The organism is Acidovorax sp. LjRoot66 (assembly GCF_964253305.1).
In the GTDB taxonomy this organism is placed as follows: domain Bacteria; phylum Pseudomonadota; class Gammaproteobacteria; order Burkholderiales; family Burkholderiaceae_C; genus Acidovorax.
Map to the genome: position 1 here is coordinate 3,907,186 of NZ_CAXUQU020000001.1, position 17,267 is coordinate 3,924,452.

A 17,267-nucleotide genomic window follows, 5' to 3' on the forward strand; every position below is an offset into this window, starting at 1 on the left:
ATCGGGCAGGGGCCCGGCGATGTTAAAGGAGCCGCAGGGCGTAACGCTCGGACAGGGTCGTGGCCATGATGTAGAGCGAAGCCAGGGCGAAGGTGGCCGTGAGCACGTTGGCCACGGTCCGGTGGGTGGGCGAGGCCGCCTGGCCCATGGGCCCCAGCGCCGTGGCGCCCAGCAGGGCGGGCACGATGAAGTAGCGGCCCTGAACGCCGCTGATGATGGCCACCGGGTAGTCGTTCCAGCTGATGGCCAGGGCCAGGAAGACCAGGACGCAACTGGCCAGCGCCACGAGCAAGAGCAGCGCACGGGCAGCCGCATCGCGCCGCAGCCAGCGCGCCGACCCGAGGGTCGCGGCCAGCGCAACCGCCAGGCCATACCAGACGGCCTTCATCGCATCCTTGGTGATGGACGCATCGAGCCAGCCCATCATGCCGACGAAGGAATAGGCGTAGAAGTACCCGGTCTTGCCGTCCAGCAGCGTATCGAGGACGAGGCGCATGAACGCGAGTGGGTGCTGCAAATAGATCGCCAGTATCTCGATGGTCGCGTGGTTGCGCACCAGGCGCGCGTCCGCAGTAGTGGCGATGCCGTAGAGCGTCCAGCCGGCGCAGGCCGCGCAGAGCGCGATCCAGGCCAGCAGGTGCGCGGCCGAAAACCTGCGCACAAGCAGCCACAGGGGCAGCAGCAGCAGGGGGGCCAGATTGACGCGGGACGTCACGAGCAGGAAGATGCAGGCATAGAGCGCGTATTCCTGCAGCGGGTTCGCGTCGCTGCGGGGGGCCATGCAGCGCACCGAGAACAGTGCGGCCAGCAGCAGCGCTGAGGCGATGCTCAGCCCGTCGATGGTGGGCGAGATGATCTGGAACATGGCCATGGGCATCAGCACCAGCGCGCGCACCAGCAGATTGGGCGTGAACAGCCGCCACGCCCATGCGATCAGGCCCAGGGCTGTGGCCGCCACCAGCAGGCGCGTCAGCTCGTAGCTTGCGCGCATCGATAGGTCGAGCGCGCGCGCGGTGCGCAGGCCCAGCGCGTGGGGCAGGTAGATGAAGGGCGCGTAGTAGCCCGTGCCTACCGCATTGACGAACAGGTCCTTGTGCGCCCAACGCTCCCCTGCGGCCTGGGCCATGAGTGCGCTGGCCGAAGCCGTGTAGTCGCGCTCGGTGCCGGAGATCGCCCGCATGCGCGACGTGAACGCCACGAAGTTCCGGTCCACATAGCCGCCCTGGTTGCCGAACTCGTCCGGCTCATCCTTGCGCAGGGTCCACTGGCCGTGGGCGATCATGTCGGCGCGCAGCAGGTGCACATTCTCGTCAGGCGACTGGAAGGCCGGTACCAGCCGCATCAGGCCCCATGCCACCACGAGCGCCAGCAGCAAGCCGCCCACCAGCGCAGGCAGGCCTGCCGTGCGCAGGTCGATGCGGGATTTCAGGTGGCGCGTCCCGGTGCGCGTGGCGGTGGCCTGGACGGAAACACCCATCCTTCAGCCATTCTTGGCGAGATCGATCTTCCTGTGCAGCACCTTGTGCAGCGGCTTCTGGGGCACCGAGGCGATGTCGTGCCCGATGAAGGCCAGCAGCAACTGCAGGCCGGCAATGACGGGCAGGGCCGCCAGCATCACGGTGCCGGCCGACGAGTAGGACTGGTGGGCGCTGGAGCTGATCCAGTGCAGCAGGCCGAAACAGGTGCCAAAGCCCAGCAGCAGCAGGCCCAGCGGCAGCTCGATGGAGGCCAGCGACATGTCGCGCAGGTAGTAGTTGTAGAAGATCCGCTTGCTGAAGTTGCGCAGGTGCTTGACTGTGAACTCGGGCAGGATCTTGCTGATCTTGAGGTTGCTTTCCTCGTCGGCGTAGTGCGCGTTCATGGGCACATCCACCACCACGGCGCGCAGGGTGTTCAACCTGAACAGCATGTCCGTCTCGAAGAAGTACCTGCGGCTGATCTTGTCGAACGGCAGGTGGCTGGCCACGCGCGCGTGGATGGCCGTGTAGCCGTTGGTGGGGTCGAACACCTGCCAGTAGCCCGACGAGATCTTGGTCAAAAACGACAAGGCCGCATTGCCGAAGATGCGCATGCGCGGCATCTGGTGGATTTCTTCGAGGTCGAAGAAGCGGTTGCCCTTGGTGTAATCGGCCTCGCCGTTCAAGATGGGGGCGATGAAGCCGGGCAACAGGCGCGGGTCCATCTGGCCGTCGCCATCGACCTTGACGATGATGTCGTACCCCGCCTCGATGGCGCAGCGGTAGCCATGCATCACGGCGCCGCCCACACCCAGGTTCTCGGGGTTGAAGACCACCTGCACGCGCGGATCGGTGCAGTGCTGCTGGATAAAGGCGCCGGAATTGACCGGGCATTTGTCGTCCACGGCGAAGATGCCCTGCACCTCGGGGCCGATGCGCTCGATGACGCCCAGCACGTGGGCCGTGACCTTGTAGCAGGGAATGACCACCGCGACACGCACGGGCGCCGGGGAAACCGAGAGGGAAAGGGGGGCAGTGATGGTCAGAGGGGTGGAAATGCCGTTCATGCCTGGACCAGCGCCTCCCGGGTGATCAGCAGCACCTGGTCTTCGCCGGCGCTGGTGTCGATCCAGTAGACCGGCAGGCGTGGGAAGGCAGCTTCGAAATGCTCGCGCTCGTTGCCGATCTCCAGCAGCAGCACGGCGTTTTCGGCCATGCGCGAAGGCGCATCCTTGAGCAACTGGCGGATGAAATCCATGCCGTCCGCGCCCCCGGCCAGGGCCAGCTCGGGCTCGGCGCGGTACTCGGCCGGCAACTGGGCCATGCTGGTGGTGTTGACGTACGGCGGGTTGCACAGGATCAGGTCCCAGGGGCCGGGCAGGGTGGCGAGACCGTCCGAAAGCTGCAGCGTGATGCGATCCTGCAAGCCGTGGCGTTCCACGTTGATGCGGGCCACGTCCAGGGCATCTGGCGAAATGTCGGCGCCCGTCACGGCAATCTCGGGCCAGGCCATGGCGGCCAGTACCGCCAGGCTGCCGTTGCCGGTGCACAGGTCCAGCACCCGGTGCGTGTGCTCGCCCAGGAATTCGTCCACGCTGCCGTCGGCCAGCAGCTCGGCAATGAAGCTGCGCGGCACGATGGCACGCTCGTCCACGTAGAAGGACACGCCTTGCAGCCAGGCTTCGCGCGTGAGGTAGGCGGCGGGCTTGCGGGTGCTGATGCGCTCGTCCAGCAAGGCCTGCACCTCGCGCAGTTGGTCCGGCGAGACATCTTGGCTGCTGATGGAGCCGGGCTCGTCCGACAGATCGCTGTCCAGGGGCAGGCCCAGGCGCCACAGCACCAGCCAGGCGGCCTCGTCGTGTGCGTTGGCGGTGCCATGGCCGAACGCGAGGCCGGCCGATGCCAGCAGGGCGGCTGCGGACTGCACCACGGCACCCACGGTGCCCCCGTTCAGCACCGCGCTCATGCCGGCACCGCCGCAGCCGCGAGGGCCTGGGCATGCAGGTTGTCCAGGGTGCGGCGGTAGATGTTGGTGAGCGGCTCGATGTCGGCCACCACGATGTGCTCGTCGATCTTGTGGATGGTGGCGTTGGGCGGGCCCATCTCGATCACCTGGGGGCAGACCTGGGCGATAAAGCGCCCGTCGCTGGTGCCGCCCGTGGTGGACAGTTCGGTGGTGATGCCCGTCTCGGCCAGGATGGCCTGCTGCACCGCCGTGACCAGTTCGCCCGGTGTCGTCAGGAACGGCTGGCCGCCCAGGGTCCAGCGCAGCTCGTAGTCGAGGCCGTGCGCGTCGAGCACGGCGTGCACGCGCTGCTTCAGGCCCTCGGCCGTGGACTCGGTCGAGAAGCGGAAGTTGAAATCCCACACCACCTCGCCCGGGATGATGTTGGTGGCACCGGTGCCGCCATGCACGTTGCTGACCTGCCAGCTGGTGGGCGGGAAGAAGGCGTTGCCCTGGTCCCATTCGGTCGCGGCCAGTTCAGCCAGCGCCGGCAGGGCCTGGTGGATCGGGTTGCGTGCCAGTTGCGGGTAGGCAATGTGGCCCTGGATGCCGCGCACAGCGAGCTTGCCCGACAGCGTGCCGCGCCGGCCGTTCTTGATCATGTCGCCGGTGCGCTCCACCGAGGTCGGCTCGCCCACGATGCAGTAGTCCAGGCGCTCGCCGCGTGCGCTGAGCTGCTCGACTACGACCTTGGTGCCATCCACCGAAGGGCCTTCCTCATCGCTGGTGAGCAGCAGGGCCAGGGTGACATGCGGTTCGGGTGTTGCGGCCAGGAAGTCTTCCACGGCCACCACGAAGGCGGCGATGGAGGTCTTCATGTCGCTCGCACCGCGGCCAAACAGCTTGCCGTCACGGTGCGTGGGCACGAAAGGGTCGCTGGTCCATTGGCTGAGCGGGCCGGTGGGCACCACGTCGGTGTGGCCGGCAAACACCAGGGTCTTGGCGGCAGCACCATTGGCACCCGCCCGGCGGGCCCAGAGGTTGCTTACGCGAAAGTTGTCAGGGCCGCTGTCGATGCGCTCGCACACGAAGCCCAGGGGGGCGAGCCGTGCTGCCAGCACCTCCAGGCAACCCGCGTCGTCGGGGGTGATGGAGGGCAGGGAGATCAGCTGTTCGGCCAGGTGCAGGGTACGGGACATTGCAGGCAAATAAAGGACAAAGACAAAAAGAACATGGGGGCGCTGCGCGCCCCCGCCTCAGGCGGCTGGCTTCACGTCCAGCACGATCTCGGTGAACGAGGGCATGTCATCGGGCGTGTCGCGCGACTCCTTTTGCGCCTTGGCGGCATTGGCCGCCAGCGAGAAGTCGTTCTGCAGTCGCCACATCAGGTTGGTGGGCGAATCGGCGAAGGCCATGCCTTCCTTCTTGTCGATGCGCTTGTCCATGATCATGCGCGCCAGGTCTTCCTCGAAGGTCTGCGAGCCTTCGGCCATGGACTTTTCCATGGCTTCCTTGACGCCGCCGAAATCGCCCTTTTCGATCAGGTCGGACACCAGCTTGGTGTTGAGCATGACCTCCACGGCCGGCAGGCGGCCCCCATCCAGGGTGCGCACCAGGCGCTGCGAAATCACGGCCTTGAGGGCCGAGGCGAGGTCGCCGAGCATGGTCGGGCGCACTTCCACGGGGTAGAAGGACAGGATACGGTTGAGCGCGTGGTAGCTGTTGTTGCCGTGCAGCGTGGCCAGGCACAAATGGCCCGACTGGGCGTAGGCGATGGCTGCAGACATGGTTTCGCGGTCGCGGATTTCGCCGATCAGGATCACGTCGGGTGCCTGGCGCAGCGCGTTCTTCAGGGCAGTCTGCAGCGACTGGGTGTCGCTGCCGATCTCGCGCTGGTTGACGATGGATTTCTTGTTGCGAAACTGGTACTCCACCGGGTCCTCGATGGTGAGGATGTGGCCGGTGAGCACCTCGTTGCGGCTGTCGATCATGGAGGCGAGCGAGGTGCTCTTGCCCGAGCCCGTGGCGCCTACCATGAGGATCAGGCCGCGCTTTTCCATGATCAGCTCGGTCAGCACCGGGGGCAGTCCCAGTGTGCTGATTTCGGGAATCTGCTGCGAGATGAAGCGGATCACCACCGCATAGCTGCCGCGCTGGCGCATGGCGCTGATACGAAAACGCCCCACGCCCGAGAGCGGCACGCCCATGTTGAGCTCGCCGGTCTCTTCGAGCTCTTCGATGCGGTCGGGCGTGATGATCTCGGACAGCAGGTTGCGCGGCGCATCCGGCGGCAGGATCTGGTTGTTGATCGGCACGCACTCGCCATTGATCTTGATCAGCGCCGGAGCATTGGCCGACAGGTAGACGTCCGACGCCTTCTTTTCGCTCATCAGGCGAAGAATCCGCTCCATCGTACTCATGGTGTTTCCCCTCTCATTGTCGGTCTGTCTGCCGGCGCTGGCCGTGCGTGCTGGTAGGCGCTGCGGGACTGGAATCAGTCGCGCAGCAGGTCGTTGATGCTGGTCTTGGAGCGGGTCTGCGCGTCCACCTGCTTGACGATGATGGCAGCATACATGCTGTAGGGCGCGCCATTGGCCGCCGTTTTGGGCAGGTTGCCGCTGACCACCACCGAGCCCGTGGGCACGCGGCCATAGCTGATCTCGCCGGTGGCACGGTTGAAGATCGGGGTGCTCTGGCCCAGGTACACACCCATGCCCAGCACCGAGTGCTCTTCGACGACCACGCCTTCGACCACTTCGGAGCGCGCGCCGATGAAGCAGTTGTCCTCGATGATGGTCGGGCCGGCCTGCAGGGGTTCCAGCACGCCGCCGATGCCCACGCCACCCGAGAGGTGCACGTTGGCGCCGATCTGCGCGCACGAACCCACGGTGGCCCAGGTGTCGACCATGGTGCCTTCGCCCACGTAGGCGCCGATGTTCACGTACGAGGGCATCAGGATCGCGCCCTTGGCGATGAAGCTGCCGCGGCGGGCCACGGCTGGCGGCACCACGCGCACGCCGGTGGCCTTCATCTCTGCTTCGTTCAGGTGGGCGAACTTGGTCTGCACCTTGTCATAGAAACCCAGGTCGCCGGCCTTGACGACTTCGTTGTCCTTGAGGCGGAAGGACAGCAGCACGGCCTTCTTGATCCACTGGTGCACTGTCCACTGCCCCATGGCCTCGCGGGTGGCCACACGCAGGGTGCCGTTGTTGAGTTCGGCAATCACGTGCTCGACGGCGTCCGCGACTTCCTTGGGGGCTGCGGCAGGCGAGATGGTGGCGCGGTTCTCCCACGCGGCGTCGATGATGTTCTGGAGTTGTTGGGTCATGGTGTCAGACAGTACGGGATTGGATGAATTGGACGATGCGCATTGCGGCCTCCGCGCATTCTTCGGCCTCGGCCACCAAGGCCATGCGCACGCGCTGGGCGCCGGGGTTGGCACCACCGGACTCGCGGGCCAGGTAGCTGCCCGGCAGCACGGTGACATTGTATTGAGCCAGAAGCTCGCGGGCGAACTCGGCGTCGGTCATTTGCAGGGCGTCGGGCACCTTGGCCCACAGGTAAAAGCCCGCGTCGGGCAGGGCCACGTCCATCACGCCGGCCAGCAGCGGCGTGACCTGGGCAAACTTCTTGCGGTACAGCGCGCGGTTCTCGGTCACATGCTGCTCATCGCCCCAGGCGGCAATGCTGGCGGCCTGCACGATGGGACTCATGGCGCTGCCGTGGTAGGTGCGGTACAGCAGAAAGGCCTTGATCAGCTCGGCGTTGCCGGCCACGAAGCCGCTGCGCAGCCCGGGCACGTTGCTGCGCTTGGACAGGCTGGTGAAGGAAATCAGGTTCTCGAAGTCCTTGCGGCCCGCCTGGATGGCGGCCTGCAGGCCGCTGAGCGGCGGCTCGTCACGGAAGTAGATCTCGCTGTAGCACTCGTCCGAGGCAATGACGAAGCCATGCCGGTCGCTCAGCGCAAAGAGCTTCTGCCACTCGTTGAGCGGCATCACGGCGCCCGTGGGGTTGCCGGGCGAGCACACGAAGAGCAGTTGCGTGCGCTTCCAGACCTCGGCAGGCACGCTGTCCCAGTCCACCGCGAAGTTGCGCGCGGGATCGCTCGGGGCGTAGTAGGGCGTGGCACCCGAGAGCAGGGCTGCACCCTCGTAGATCTGGTAGAACGGATTGGGGCAGACCACGACCGGGTCGGGCTTGGTCGGGTCGACGATGGTCTGGGCAAAGGCGAACAGCCCCTCGCGCGAGCCGTTGATGGGCAGCACCTGGCTGGCCGCATCGAGCTTCAGGGCATAGCGCTTGTGCAGCCAGGCGGTGAAGGCCTCGCGCAGGCGCGGCTCGCCGGCCGTTGCCGGGTAGCTCGCCAGGCCATTGAGGTTGTTACTGAGTGCGTCCTTGATGAACTGCGGTGTAGGATGGCGCGGCTCCCCCATGCCCAGGCTGATGGGGGAATACTGGGCCGGTGGCGTCACTCCGGCAAAAAGCTTGCGCAGCCTCTCGAACGGGTAGGGCTGCAGGTGGGAAAGCAGGGGGTTCATGGGGCGCCATTATGGGTGATGCCGTGCACGCAAGCCGGTGCGCGCCGTCACAAGGCCGCCTTGTCGGGCCACCTTGTCAATCCGGCGTAAGAGCGCGTATCTAGTATCGCGGCAAAGCCCGCTGCGGCCTATAACGATATTGGAGACAACATGGCAGGATTCCTTCCCTTGCGGCCTGGGCTGTGGTGGATGCGCCGACTGCGCCTTCCCGGCAAGCTCGGCACGCTGGCCGTGCTCATCGCCTGCACGCTGGCGGCAGCGTTGCTGGGGGCCCCCACGTGGGTGGACCTGGCGGGCGCCGGGGTGGTGCTGTATGCGCTGCTGGCGCTGTACCTGAGCCTGGTGGATGACATGGCGGCCCTCTCCGGCGCCATGGCGCGCATCACCGATGGCGACCTGTGCGTGCACGCCGGCACGGGCGGTACCGACGAGATGGCGCAGATGGCCCAGGCGCTCGATGCCATGGTGCTGCGGCTCTCGTCCATGGTGGCCGACATCCGCAGCAACGCCGCGCTGGTGGCCCATGCCGGCCAGAGCCTGGCGCATGGCAACCGCGAGCTGGCCGACCGCACCGAGCAGCAGGCCGCCAACCTCGAAGAAACCGCCGCCAGCGTGGAGCAGCTGTCGTCCACCGTGCAGAACAACGCCCAGACGGCCCAGGGCGCCGACCAGCGCGCCGGCCAGATGCGCCAGGCAGCCGACACCGGCGCCGAGGCCATGGGCCGCGCCGTGCAGTCGGTGCAGGCCATTCAGCAGGGCGCGCGCCGCATGACGGAAATCATCGGCACCATCGACGCGATCGCCTTCCAGACCAACATCCTGGCGCTCAACGCGGCGGTGGAGGCAGCCCGGGCGGGGGAGCAGGGCCGCGGTTTTGCCGTAGTGGCCTCCGAAGTGCGCATGCTGGCCAAGCGCTCGGCCGATGCCGCGCGCGAGATCCGCGACCTGATCAATGCCTCGGTCACGCAGGTGGAGGCCAGTGCAGGCCTGATCCGCACCGCAGGCGAGGGCATCACCGACATGGCCGGCGGCATGCGCAGCGTGGCGGCCAGCATGTCCGAGATATCCAGCTCCAGTGCCGAGCAGAGCACGGGCCTGCGCGAGATCAGCAGCGCCGTGCAGCAACTCGACCAGATCACCCAGCGCAATGCGCAGATGGTGAGCCAGGCGGTGGGGCAGGCCGAGGCGCTGGAAAGCCGCGCCTCCACGCTGTCGCGCGCGGTGTCGGCGTTTCGCCTGCAGCAGGGCACGGCCGAAGAGGCGGTGGCCCTGGTCAAGCGCGCCGCAGCCCTGCACAAGGGCAGCTCGCGGGACCAGTTCCTGGCGCGCATCACCGACAAGAGCCAGCCCTTCAACGACCGGGACATGTATGTCTTCGTGCTCGATGCCGGCGGCACCTACCGCGCCTTTGGCGGCAACCCGGCCAAGGTGGGCACCCGGGTGCAGGACATTCCCGGTATTGACGGTGACCGGTTGATGGCAGAAATTGCGGCCCAGGCAGACATCGGACCAGGCTGGGTGGAGTACGACATCACCAACCCGGCCAGCGGCGCGGTGCAGACCAAGATGTCGTTCGTGGAACGTGTGGGAGACCTGTACCTGGGCTGCGGCGTGTACAAGGCACTGGCCGCACGCTGACGCCTTCCGGGCCCGAACCGCCTAGCGCTGTGCGCGTTGCTCCCGGGCGCGGGCCATGGCGGCGGCAATGGCCGCCTTGCGCGCCTGGGCTGCGGCATCCGCCGCGCTGGCCGTAATGGCTGCAGCATCGGCTGGCGCGGCTGCCTCTTCGTCGTCCAGCTCAGGCGTGCCTGCGGCCACCCGTGCCTTGTGCACCGCATAGCGCCCGCGCGCCTGGTCCGCCAGCTGCGGGCTCCACGCGGCCCAACCCGTGGCCCGGCCGGTCACGGTTTCCAGGCTGATGCAGTCCACCGGGCACACGGGGAGGCACAGCTCGCACCCGGTGCAATGCGGCTCGATCACGGTATGCATGCGCTTGTTGGCGCCGACGATGGCATCCGTCGGGCAGGCCTTGATGCACAGCGTGCAGCCGATGCACCAGTTCTCGTCGATCACGGCCAGGGTGCGCGGCGCCTCCAGGCCATGGTCGGCACTCAGCGGCAGCACCGGCTGGCCGGTGAGGGCCGCCAGCCGGGCGACCCCTTCGGCCCCGCCGGGGGGGCACTGGTTGATGGGCACCGCCTCGAAGGCGATGGCCTGCGCATAGGCCGCGCAATCCGGGTAGCCGCAGCGGGTGCACTGCGTCTGCGGCAGAGCGGCGTCGATGCGCGACGCCAGCGCATGCGCAGCCGGCCCTGCAGGCGGTGAAGGGAGGGGTGTGCGAGCGTCCGGCTGCGGATTCAAGCCTTGCGGGCCGCCGTGGTGCGGCGGGTGCGTGGTGCCGGCGCTGCGGTGACGGCGGCCTTGGCGGTGGGCACGGCGTCCGGCTCGGGCGCGGCGGCGGCCCCGGTGGCGGGTGCGGCTTGCACTGCTGCCTTGGCCGGCGCAGGCACGGCCTTCACGGCCACCACCGCCGGTTTCTTGGGGGCAGCGGCCTTGGCCGCCGGCTTCACGGCCGCTTTGGCGGGCGCCGCCTTCTTCACTGCCGGTTTGCTGGCGACTACCGCCTTGCGGGGAGGCACGGGCGGGCTGTCGTCCGGCAGTTCGGTCACGGCGACAGGGCGGGGCGCCTTTTTCTGGGGCACCTCGTGCGCGAGGATGAATTTGCGCACCTCGGGGTACACGATGTCGCGCCAGCGCCGGCCGCTGAAGATGCCGTAGTGTCCGGCGCCCTTGGCTTCTAGGTGGCGCTGCTCCTTGCGCACGATGCCGGTGCACAGGTCGTGCGCGGCTTCGGTCTGGCCCGAGCCGGAGATGTCGTCCAGCTCGCCTTCCACCGTGAACAGGGCGGTGGTGGTGATGTCCTGCGGGCGCACGCGCTCGACCTTGCCTTCAGGCGAGCGCACGTCCCAGGTGCCGTGCACCAGGTTGTAGTCCTGGAACACGGTCTTGATGGTTTCCAGGTAGTAGTCCGCGTCCATGTCCAGCACGGCGTTGTACTCGTCGTAGAACTTGCGGTGGGCCTCGACGCTGGCGTCGTCGCCCTTGATCAGGTCCTTGAAGTAGTCGTAGTGGCTCGTGGCGTGGCGGTCCGGGTTCATGGCCACGAAACCCGTGTACTGCAGGAAGCCTGGGTACACGCGGCGCCCGGCACCGGGGAAGTTGTCGGGCACGCGGTAGATCACGTTGTTCTCGAACCACTCGTAGCTGCGGTTCATGGCCAGGTTGTTCACCGCCGTGGGCGACTTGCGCGCATCGATGGGGCCACCCATCATGGTCATGGTCAGCGGGGTCTTCTCGCCGCGGCTGGCCATCAGCGACACGGCCGCAAGCACCGGCACCGTGGGCTGGCAGACACTGATGACGTGGCAGTTGCCATAGGTGCCCTGCAGGTGGCGGATGAACTCCTGCACGTAGTTCACGTAGTCGTCCAGGTGGAACTCGCCTTCGGACAGCGGCACCAGGCGGGCGTTCTTCCAGTCGGTGATGTAGACCTTGTGGTCCTTGAGCATGGTGCGCACGGTGTCGCGCAGCAGCGTGGCATAGTGGCCCGACAGCGGCGCCACGATCAGCACCACGGGCTGTGCCTTGATCTTGACCAGGGTATCGGTGTCGTCCGAAAAGCGCTTGAAACGGCGCAGTTCGCAGAACGGCTTGTCCAGCTCGATGTTTTCATGCACGGCCACGCCCACGCCGTCCACGTCCACCGTATGGATGCCGAAGACCGGCTTTTCGTAGTCCTTGCCCAGGCGGTACAGCAGATCGTAGCCCGCAGACATGCGCTGCGCGAACGTCGTCTGGCTCAGGGGCGACATGGAGTTGCTGAAGAGCTTGGACGCCGCTTGCGCAAAGTCGGTGAGCGGCTCCATCAGGGAGCGCTGGGTTTCGTAGATCTGGTAGAGCATGGGGTCGAAACTCCGTTATGTTGCAGTGCAATATAGCAGCACTTGGTTACCTCTGCATGCGGGATAACCACCTAGGCCCAGTCGCGTTGGTGACAGCGCTGTCCAACCACCGGACAAGGGCCGTGGCGGTGCAGCTGTGAAAAGCTTCGCTGCTATGATTTTGTTCAGAAAAACCCTGCCCGCAACCAGGCCCCCCTGTCCGCGCCACGCGTGGTGCCTGCTCAACCGTTGTCCGCCAGCCAGGATTCGAAGGCCTCGCGCGCCACGTTGCGCAGCGCGGGGCGGAACTGCGTGCGGTTGGCCAGGTACAGGCAGTGCCGTATCACCGTGTAGGGGTTGAAGCTGCCCTGGGGGTTCTGCTCCTCGAAGTGCTGCTTGTAGCGCTTGACCGTGCCCACCGTCTCCCGCATCAGGGTGTTGAAGCGTGCGCGGGTGATGCCGGGTGACCAGGCCTGGATATCGTCCACGAAGCTGTCCACCTTGGAGGGGTCGAACTCGAAGTCCTTGAAGAAATGCGTGGCGATCTTGAGGAAGGTGAAGGCATTGAGCTCGCTGCCCAAGGAGGAGTACTTGGGTGCCGTGGCGGCATCGCCGTCCATCTCCGCGCCCACTTCCTCCGTCTCATCGGGGGCCTGCAGCAGTTCGGCGGCCGTCTCGTCGCGGATCTGGCGGAACTCGCGGTCGGCCAGTTCGAACAGGGCCGACAGCACGTTGATGCGCCGCTTGAGCTGCCCGGGGATGGACTTCTTGTACTTGATCTTGTGGTCCAGCACGCTCCAGGAGTCTTGGATGATGGTGCGTACCTGCAGCTCGAAAGGCTGGTCGGCATGCACCGCCAGCGCCGGCAGATCGCGCTGGCCGGGGCGCAGGTCCAGGTGCAGGCCCTTGTAGCCAAACGAGGCCTCGGTGCTTTCCACGGCCGAGGCCTTGTCGGTCACGTCGATCACCGCAAAGTGGCTGCGCACGATCTGCGCCACCTTTTCCAACTCGTCCTCGTACAGGCAGACCACGCGTACGCCGACCAGATCGGTGATCCAGTGCTGGATCTCGTAGGGGGTGTTGCTCTCTTCCAGGCCGGGCCGGTACTTGCGCGCAAACTTGCGGATGCATTCGTCCACGTCCTTCACGCGCCCCTCTACCTTGGACACATCCACGCTGCGGGCATCGCCCACCACCCCGGCGATGGCGGCGGTGAAGGCCGCGCACGCCTCCTCCAGCACGGGTTTCTGGGCTGCGTAGAACGCACGGAATCGGGACTCTTCCCGTTCAAAATCAAGCGATGCCATGGTGGGGTCTGCAAAGAGGCGGGTGGTGCCGGGAATGCGAAAGAAATGCCACGCGAACGATACCTGCATTCTGGCAGCCGGGATGTCAGCCGATGCCGCGCTCCCGGTACAAGTTCACACGCATGCCGTCTGCGCCGCGCATCGGGTGACCTCGCTTGGCAGGGCCGCGCGAAACCTGATAATGAGAACGCACGTTACCAGCGCCCCGGTGGGGCGCTGCAGCAGCCGCCTGCCCCATGCGATGACACCAGAACAACACCAGCCCCCCGCGTTCACGGAGTCCGAGACGCTCCAGGACGCCCCCACCAGCCCGCGCTGGCTGGTGCTGGTGTTGCCGCCGCTGATGGCCTGCATGATGCTCGGGGCCACCGGCCTGTACTGGTACCGGGCGCACAGCGAGTCGGCGGACAAGCGGCTGCGCAATCTGCATGCGGCAACCGAGCAGATCGCCTACAACCTGCGCGACCGCATGGCCACCTACGAGGTGGTGCTCCGGGGCGTGCAGGGCTACATGGACGGGTCCGAGCGCATCGACCGGGCCGAATTCCACAACTATGTCGATGCCCTGCAGCTGCAGCAGACGCGGCCCGGCCTGCAAGGGGTGTCGCTGATCATGTACGTGCAGGGCAGTCCCCTGGAGGCCCATCTGGCGGACGTGCGGGGCCGGGGCTTTTCCGGCTACACCGTGCATCCGCCCGGCGAGCGCGCCCAGTACGCGCCCATCACCCACATCGAACCCCTGCAGGGGCGCAACCTGGAGGCCCTGGGCCTGGACGTCCTGACCCTGCCTGCAGCGCGCGAGGCGCTCGGGCGCGCGCGCGACACCGGCCGGCTGGCCCTGTCGGGGCTGCTCGGGGCCTTCGCGCCGGGCAGTACTCTGCAGGGCGAGCTGGGCATGTTCCTGCCGGTGTACGCCCCGGGCCTGGAGGCCGAGTCCCTGCCCACCCGCCGCCACGCGATCCGGGGGTGGGTGGCCGCCCCATTCCGGGTGGGTGACGTGGTCCAGGGGCTGGCGCGTGAGTTCGACCCCGACATTGCCCTGGCCATCTACGATGGCGTAGATCCCACGCCCGAAGCCCGGCTGTACGGCGACGCAGGGCTGCAGTCGCAAGCCCTGGCGCGCGGCGCGCTACCGATCCAGCGGCGCCTGGAGGTCGGCGGACGCAGCTGGACTCTGGTGATGGCGCCCTTGCCCGCATTCGATCTGCGCCATGACGACGACGGCTACTACCTGGTGGCGGTGATGGGGGTATTCGTGAGCCTGCTGCTGGGCTGGTTCGCCTGGGTCCTGGCCACCGGGCGGGAGCGCGCCATGGCACTGGCACGCCGCATGACGGCCGAGCTGCGCGGCACGCGCGATGACCTGGAAAGCACGCTCAACGCCATACCCGACCTGCTGTTCGAGCTGGACGCGCAGGGCCGCATCCACCATTGCCGCTCGGCGCGCCTGCAGCTGCCGGTGCTGGCGCCCGAGCGCTTTGTGGGCCACCGGCTGCAGGACATCGTGCCGCCCGGCGAGGCGGCCGGCAGCCTGGCTGCCGTGCAGGCCGCGCTTCAGAATGGCTACTCGGCGGGCCACCAGTTCCACCTGGAGCTGGAGGGGCGCACCCACTGGTTCGAGCTGTCCGTGGCCCGCAAGGACAGCGCCAACCCGGGCGCCGGCCCGCGCTTCGTGGCGCTGGCCCGCGACGTCACCGAGCGCAGGGTGGCGCAGGAGCGCACGCACCAGTTGGCCTACTTCGATGCCCTCACGGGCCTGCCCAACCGCCGCATGCTGCTCGACCGCCTGGGGCTGGCCCTGGCCGCCGCACGCCGCAGTGGCCAGGTCGGGGCGCTGCTGTATGTGGACCTGGACAATTTCAAGCAGATCAACGACGCGCGCGGCCACTCCCTGGGCGACCGCTTGCTGGTGGAGGTCACCCAGCGCCTGACGCACCTGCTGCGCCCCGGCGACACCGTGGCGCGCCTGGGGGGCGATGAGTTCGTGCTGCTGCTGCAGGGCATCGCAACCGACATGTCCACCGCAGGGCGGCAGGCCCTGCAGGTGGCCGAGCGCGTGCGCGAGGCGCTGGAGCAGCCCTACGCCATCGACACCCACCTCTACAGCAGCACGGGCAGCCTGGGGATCACGCTGTTTCCCAAGCGGGAGGAGGGCGTTGAAGACCTGCTGCGCGAGGCGGACACGGCCATGTACCGTGCCAAGGACCTGGGCCGCAACCGCATCCGCTTCTACGAGGCCGCCATGCAGGCCGACGTGCAGGAGCGCCTGGCGATGGAGCAGGACCTCAAGAAGGCCATGGCCGAAGGGCAACTGGCCGCATTCGTGCAGCCGCAGGTGGATGCGCAGGGCGTGGTGGTGGGCGGCGAGCTGCTCATGCGCTGGAGCCACCCGGTGCGCGGCAGCGTGCCGCCGGCGCGCTTCATCCCCATCGCCGAGTCCTCGGCGCTGATACTGCCCATGGGCGCGTGGATGATCGAGAAAGCCTGCGATGCGATTGCACAGCTGCAGGCCGCCCGGTTGGCCCGGGGCGGCGTGGGGGAGCCGCTGTCGATCTCGGTCAACGTCAGCCAGCGCCAGTTCCGGCAGGACGACTTCGTCGAGCGCGTGCGCAACGTGCTGGCCCAGACCGGGGCCACGCCGTCATGCCTGATCCTGGAGGTCACCGAAAGCCTGCTCATCGAGAACCTGGACGACACCATCGCCCGCATGACGGAGCTGGTGCAGCTCGGGGTGCGCTTTTCCATCGACGACTTCGGCACGGGCTATTCGAGCCTGGCCTACCTCAAGCGGCTGCCGCTGTACGAGCTCAAGATCGACAAGAGCTTCGTGCAGGACACGCCCGGCGACCCGAGCGACACGGCCATCGTGCAGTCCATCATCTCGGTGGCGCGCCACCTGGGCCTGCGCGTGGTGGCCGAAGGGGTGGAAACCCGTGCCCAGGCCGACTTCCTCGTGGCCAGCCACTGCGAATGCCTGCAGGGCTACCTGTTCTACCGGCCGGAGCCGCTGGATGGCTGGCTGAAAACCTATTTACGGTCTTAGACGGGTTCCGGGATCAGGGTGGTGGCCAGTGCCAGGGCATGCACCTCGCGTGCGGGCCGGTCCTTGAGCAGGTGGTTGCTCCAGACCTGGCGCCACAGACGTGCCCCGCGCAGGCCATGGCGCAGACCCAGCATGTGGCGGGCGATGTGCGGCCAGGGCGTGCCGTGCAGCGCGGCCTCACGCTCCATGTAGTCCACCATGGCCAGCTCGACCTCCTCGCGCGTCAGGGTGCAGGGCTCGCCGCCGTAGTAGAGCTGGTCCCAGCGGGCCAGCCACCAGGGGTTGTGGTAGGCCTCGCGGCCGATCATCACGCCGTCCAGGCGTGCCAGTTGCCCGTGCACCACCTCGTCGGCCTGGATGCCGCCGTTGATGGCAATCGTCAGGTGCGGGAAATCGGCCTTGAGCTGGTGCACCACCTCGTAGCGCAGCGGCGGGATGTCGCGGTTCTCCTTGGGCGACAGGCCCTGCAGCCAGGCATTGCGCGCATGCACGATGAACACCGAGCAGCCCGCATCGGCCACCGTGCCCACGAAATCGCGCACGAAGCCGTAGTCTTCGCCCTTGTCGATGCCGATGCGGTGCTTGACCGTCACGGGCACGTCCACCACATCCTTCATGGCCTTCACGCCATCGGCCACCAGCTGGGGCGCCTTCATCAGGCTGGCACCGAAGGCACCGCGCTGCACCCGGTCGCTCGGGCAGCCGCAGTTCAGGTTGATCTCGCCATAGCCCCATTGCGCACCGAGCCGCGCAGCCTCTGCCAGCCGGTCGGGCTCGTTGCCGCCCAGCTGCAGTGCCACAGGGTGCTCCTCGGCATTGAAGCGCAGGTGCCGCTCCGTACCGCCATGGATGATGGCGCCCGCGTTCACCATCTCGGTGTAGAGCAGGGTCTGGCGCGTCAGCAGCCGGTGGAAATAGCGGCAATGGCGGTCCGTCCAGTCCATCATCGGGGCCACGGACATGCGCCAGGGGCTGAAGATGGCTGGAGGAGCGGCGGCAGGGGAGGTGGGGCTGTTTTCCAAGGCGAGAAACCGGT

Annotated in this window: 13 protein-coding genes; 2 read left to right on the forward strand and 11 right to left on the reverse strand. The window is 67.3% G+C overall.

The genetic code is table 11. The annotated features are described in order from the left end of the window. Window positions 1-22 precede the first annotated feature (22 nt). The 7 genes from ACSQ3Y_RS18430 to dapC form a co-directional block, all read right to left on the reverse strand. Entirely contained in the window at window positions 23-1,477 is a 1,455-nt protein-coding gene (locus ACSQ3Y_RS18430; RefSeq protein ID WP_436178390.1) for a DUF2142 domain-containing protein, read from the reverse strand. 3 nt (window positions 1,478-1,480) lie between these two features. After that, on the reverse strand, window positions 1,481-2,524 hold the full coding sequence (locus ACSQ3Y_RS18435; protein ID WP_436178391.1) for a glycosyltransferase family 2 protein: 1,044 nt from the start codon (window positions 2,522-2,524) through the stop codon (window positions 1,481-1,483). Next, window positions 2,521-3,423 carry a 50S ribosomal protein L3 N(5)-glutamine methyltransferase gene (prmB, locus tag ACSQ3Y_RS18440; protein ID WP_436178392.1) on the reverse strand — a complete coding sequence of 301 codons (903 nt, stop codon included), beginning with the start codon at window positions 3,421-3,423 and terminating at the stop codon, window positions 2,521-2,523. The genes ACSQ3Y_RS18435 and prmB overlap by 4 nt, the downstream gene beginning before the upstream one ends. Further along, entirely contained in the window at window positions 3,420-4,601 is a 1,182-nt protein-coding gene (dapE, locus tag ACSQ3Y_RS18445; RefSeq protein WP_057204342.1) for a succinyl-diaminopimelate desuccinylase, read from the reverse strand. The genes prmB and dapE overlap by 4 nt, the downstream gene beginning before the upstream one ends. A 57-nt stretch (window positions 4,602-4,658) precedes the next feature. After that, window positions 4,659-5,822: a PilT/PilU family type 4a pilus ATPase gene (locus ACSQ3Y_RS18450; RefSeq protein ID WP_057267381.1), complete on the reverse strand. Its 1,164-nt coding sequence runs from the start codon at window positions 5,820-5,822 to the stop codon at window positions 4,659-4,661. Between the two features lie 74 nt (window positions 5,823-5,896). Continuing rightward, window positions 5,897-6,730, reverse strand: coding sequence for a 2,3,4,5-tetrahydropyridine-2,6-dicarboxylate N-succinyltransferase (gene dapD / locus ACSQ3Y_RS18455; protein WP_436178393.1), 834 nt, complete (start codon window positions 6,728-6,730; stop codon window positions 5,897-5,899). A 4-nt stretch (window positions 6,731-6,734) separates the two neighbouring features. Continuing rightward, the gene (gene dapC / locus ACSQ3Y_RS18460; RefSeq protein WP_436178394.1) at window positions 6,735-7,940 is read right to left on the reverse strand and encodes a succinyldiaminopimelate transaminase; all 1,206 of its coding nucleotides are present in this window, start codon (window positions 7,938-7,940) and stop codon (window positions 6,735-6,737) included. Between the two features lie 150 nt (window positions 7,941-8,090). On the opposite strand from dapC, the gene ACSQ3Y_RS18465 reads away from it, so the two are divergent. Continuing rightward, on the forward strand, window positions 8,091-9,578 hold the full coding sequence (locus tag ACSQ3Y_RS18465) for a methyl-accepting chemotaxis protein (RefSeq protein ID WP_436178395.1): 1,488 nt from the start codon (window positions 8,091-8,093) through the stop codon (window positions 9,576-9,578). 21 nt (window positions 9,579-9,599) lie between these two features. Here ACSQ3Y_RS18465 and ACSQ3Y_RS18470 read toward each other — a convergent pair whose 3' ends face one another. From ACSQ3Y_RS18470 to ACSQ3Y_RS18480, 3 genes are all read right to left on the reverse strand, one after another. After that, window positions 9,600-10,301 carry an RnfABCDGE type electron transport complex subunit B gene (locus ACSQ3Y_RS18470; protein ID WP_082604335.1) on the reverse strand — a complete coding sequence of 234 codons (702 nt, stop codon included), beginning with the start codon at window positions 10,299-10,301 and terminating at the stop codon, window positions 9,600-9,602. After that, entirely contained in the window at window positions 10,298-11,902 is a 1,605-nt protein-coding gene (locus ACSQ3Y_RS18475) for a polyhydroxyalkanoate depolymerase (RefSeq protein ID WP_436178396.1), read from the reverse strand. The genes ACSQ3Y_RS18470 and ACSQ3Y_RS18475 overlap by 4 nt, the downstream gene beginning before the upstream one ends. 221 nt (window positions 11,903-12,123) lie before the next feature. Next, entirely contained in the window at window positions 12,124-13,188 is a 1,065-nt protein-coding gene (locus ACSQ3Y_RS18480; protein ID WP_057204433.1) for a GTP pyrophosphokinase, read from the reverse strand. A 181-nt stretch (window positions 13,189-13,369) separates the two neighbouring features. Between ACSQ3Y_RS18480 and ACSQ3Y_RS18485 the strand changes: the two genes are divergently transcribed. Then, window positions 13,370-16,231: a bifunctional diguanylate cyclase/phosphodiesterase gene (locus ACSQ3Y_RS18485; protein WP_436178397.1), complete on the forward strand. Its 2,862-nt coding sequence runs from the start codon at window positions 13,370-13,372 to the stop codon at window positions 16,229-16,231. Here ACSQ3Y_RS18485 and dusA read toward each other — a convergent pair. Then, a complete protein-coding gene (gene dusA / locus ACSQ3Y_RS18490; protein ID WP_436178398.1) occupies window positions 16,228-17,253 on the reverse strand; it encodes a tRNA dihydrouridine(20/20a) synthase DusA in 1,026 nt (341 codons plus the stop codon). The genes ACSQ3Y_RS18485 and dusA overlap by 4 nt on opposite strands. Window positions 17,254-17,267 lie beyond the last annotated feature (14 nt).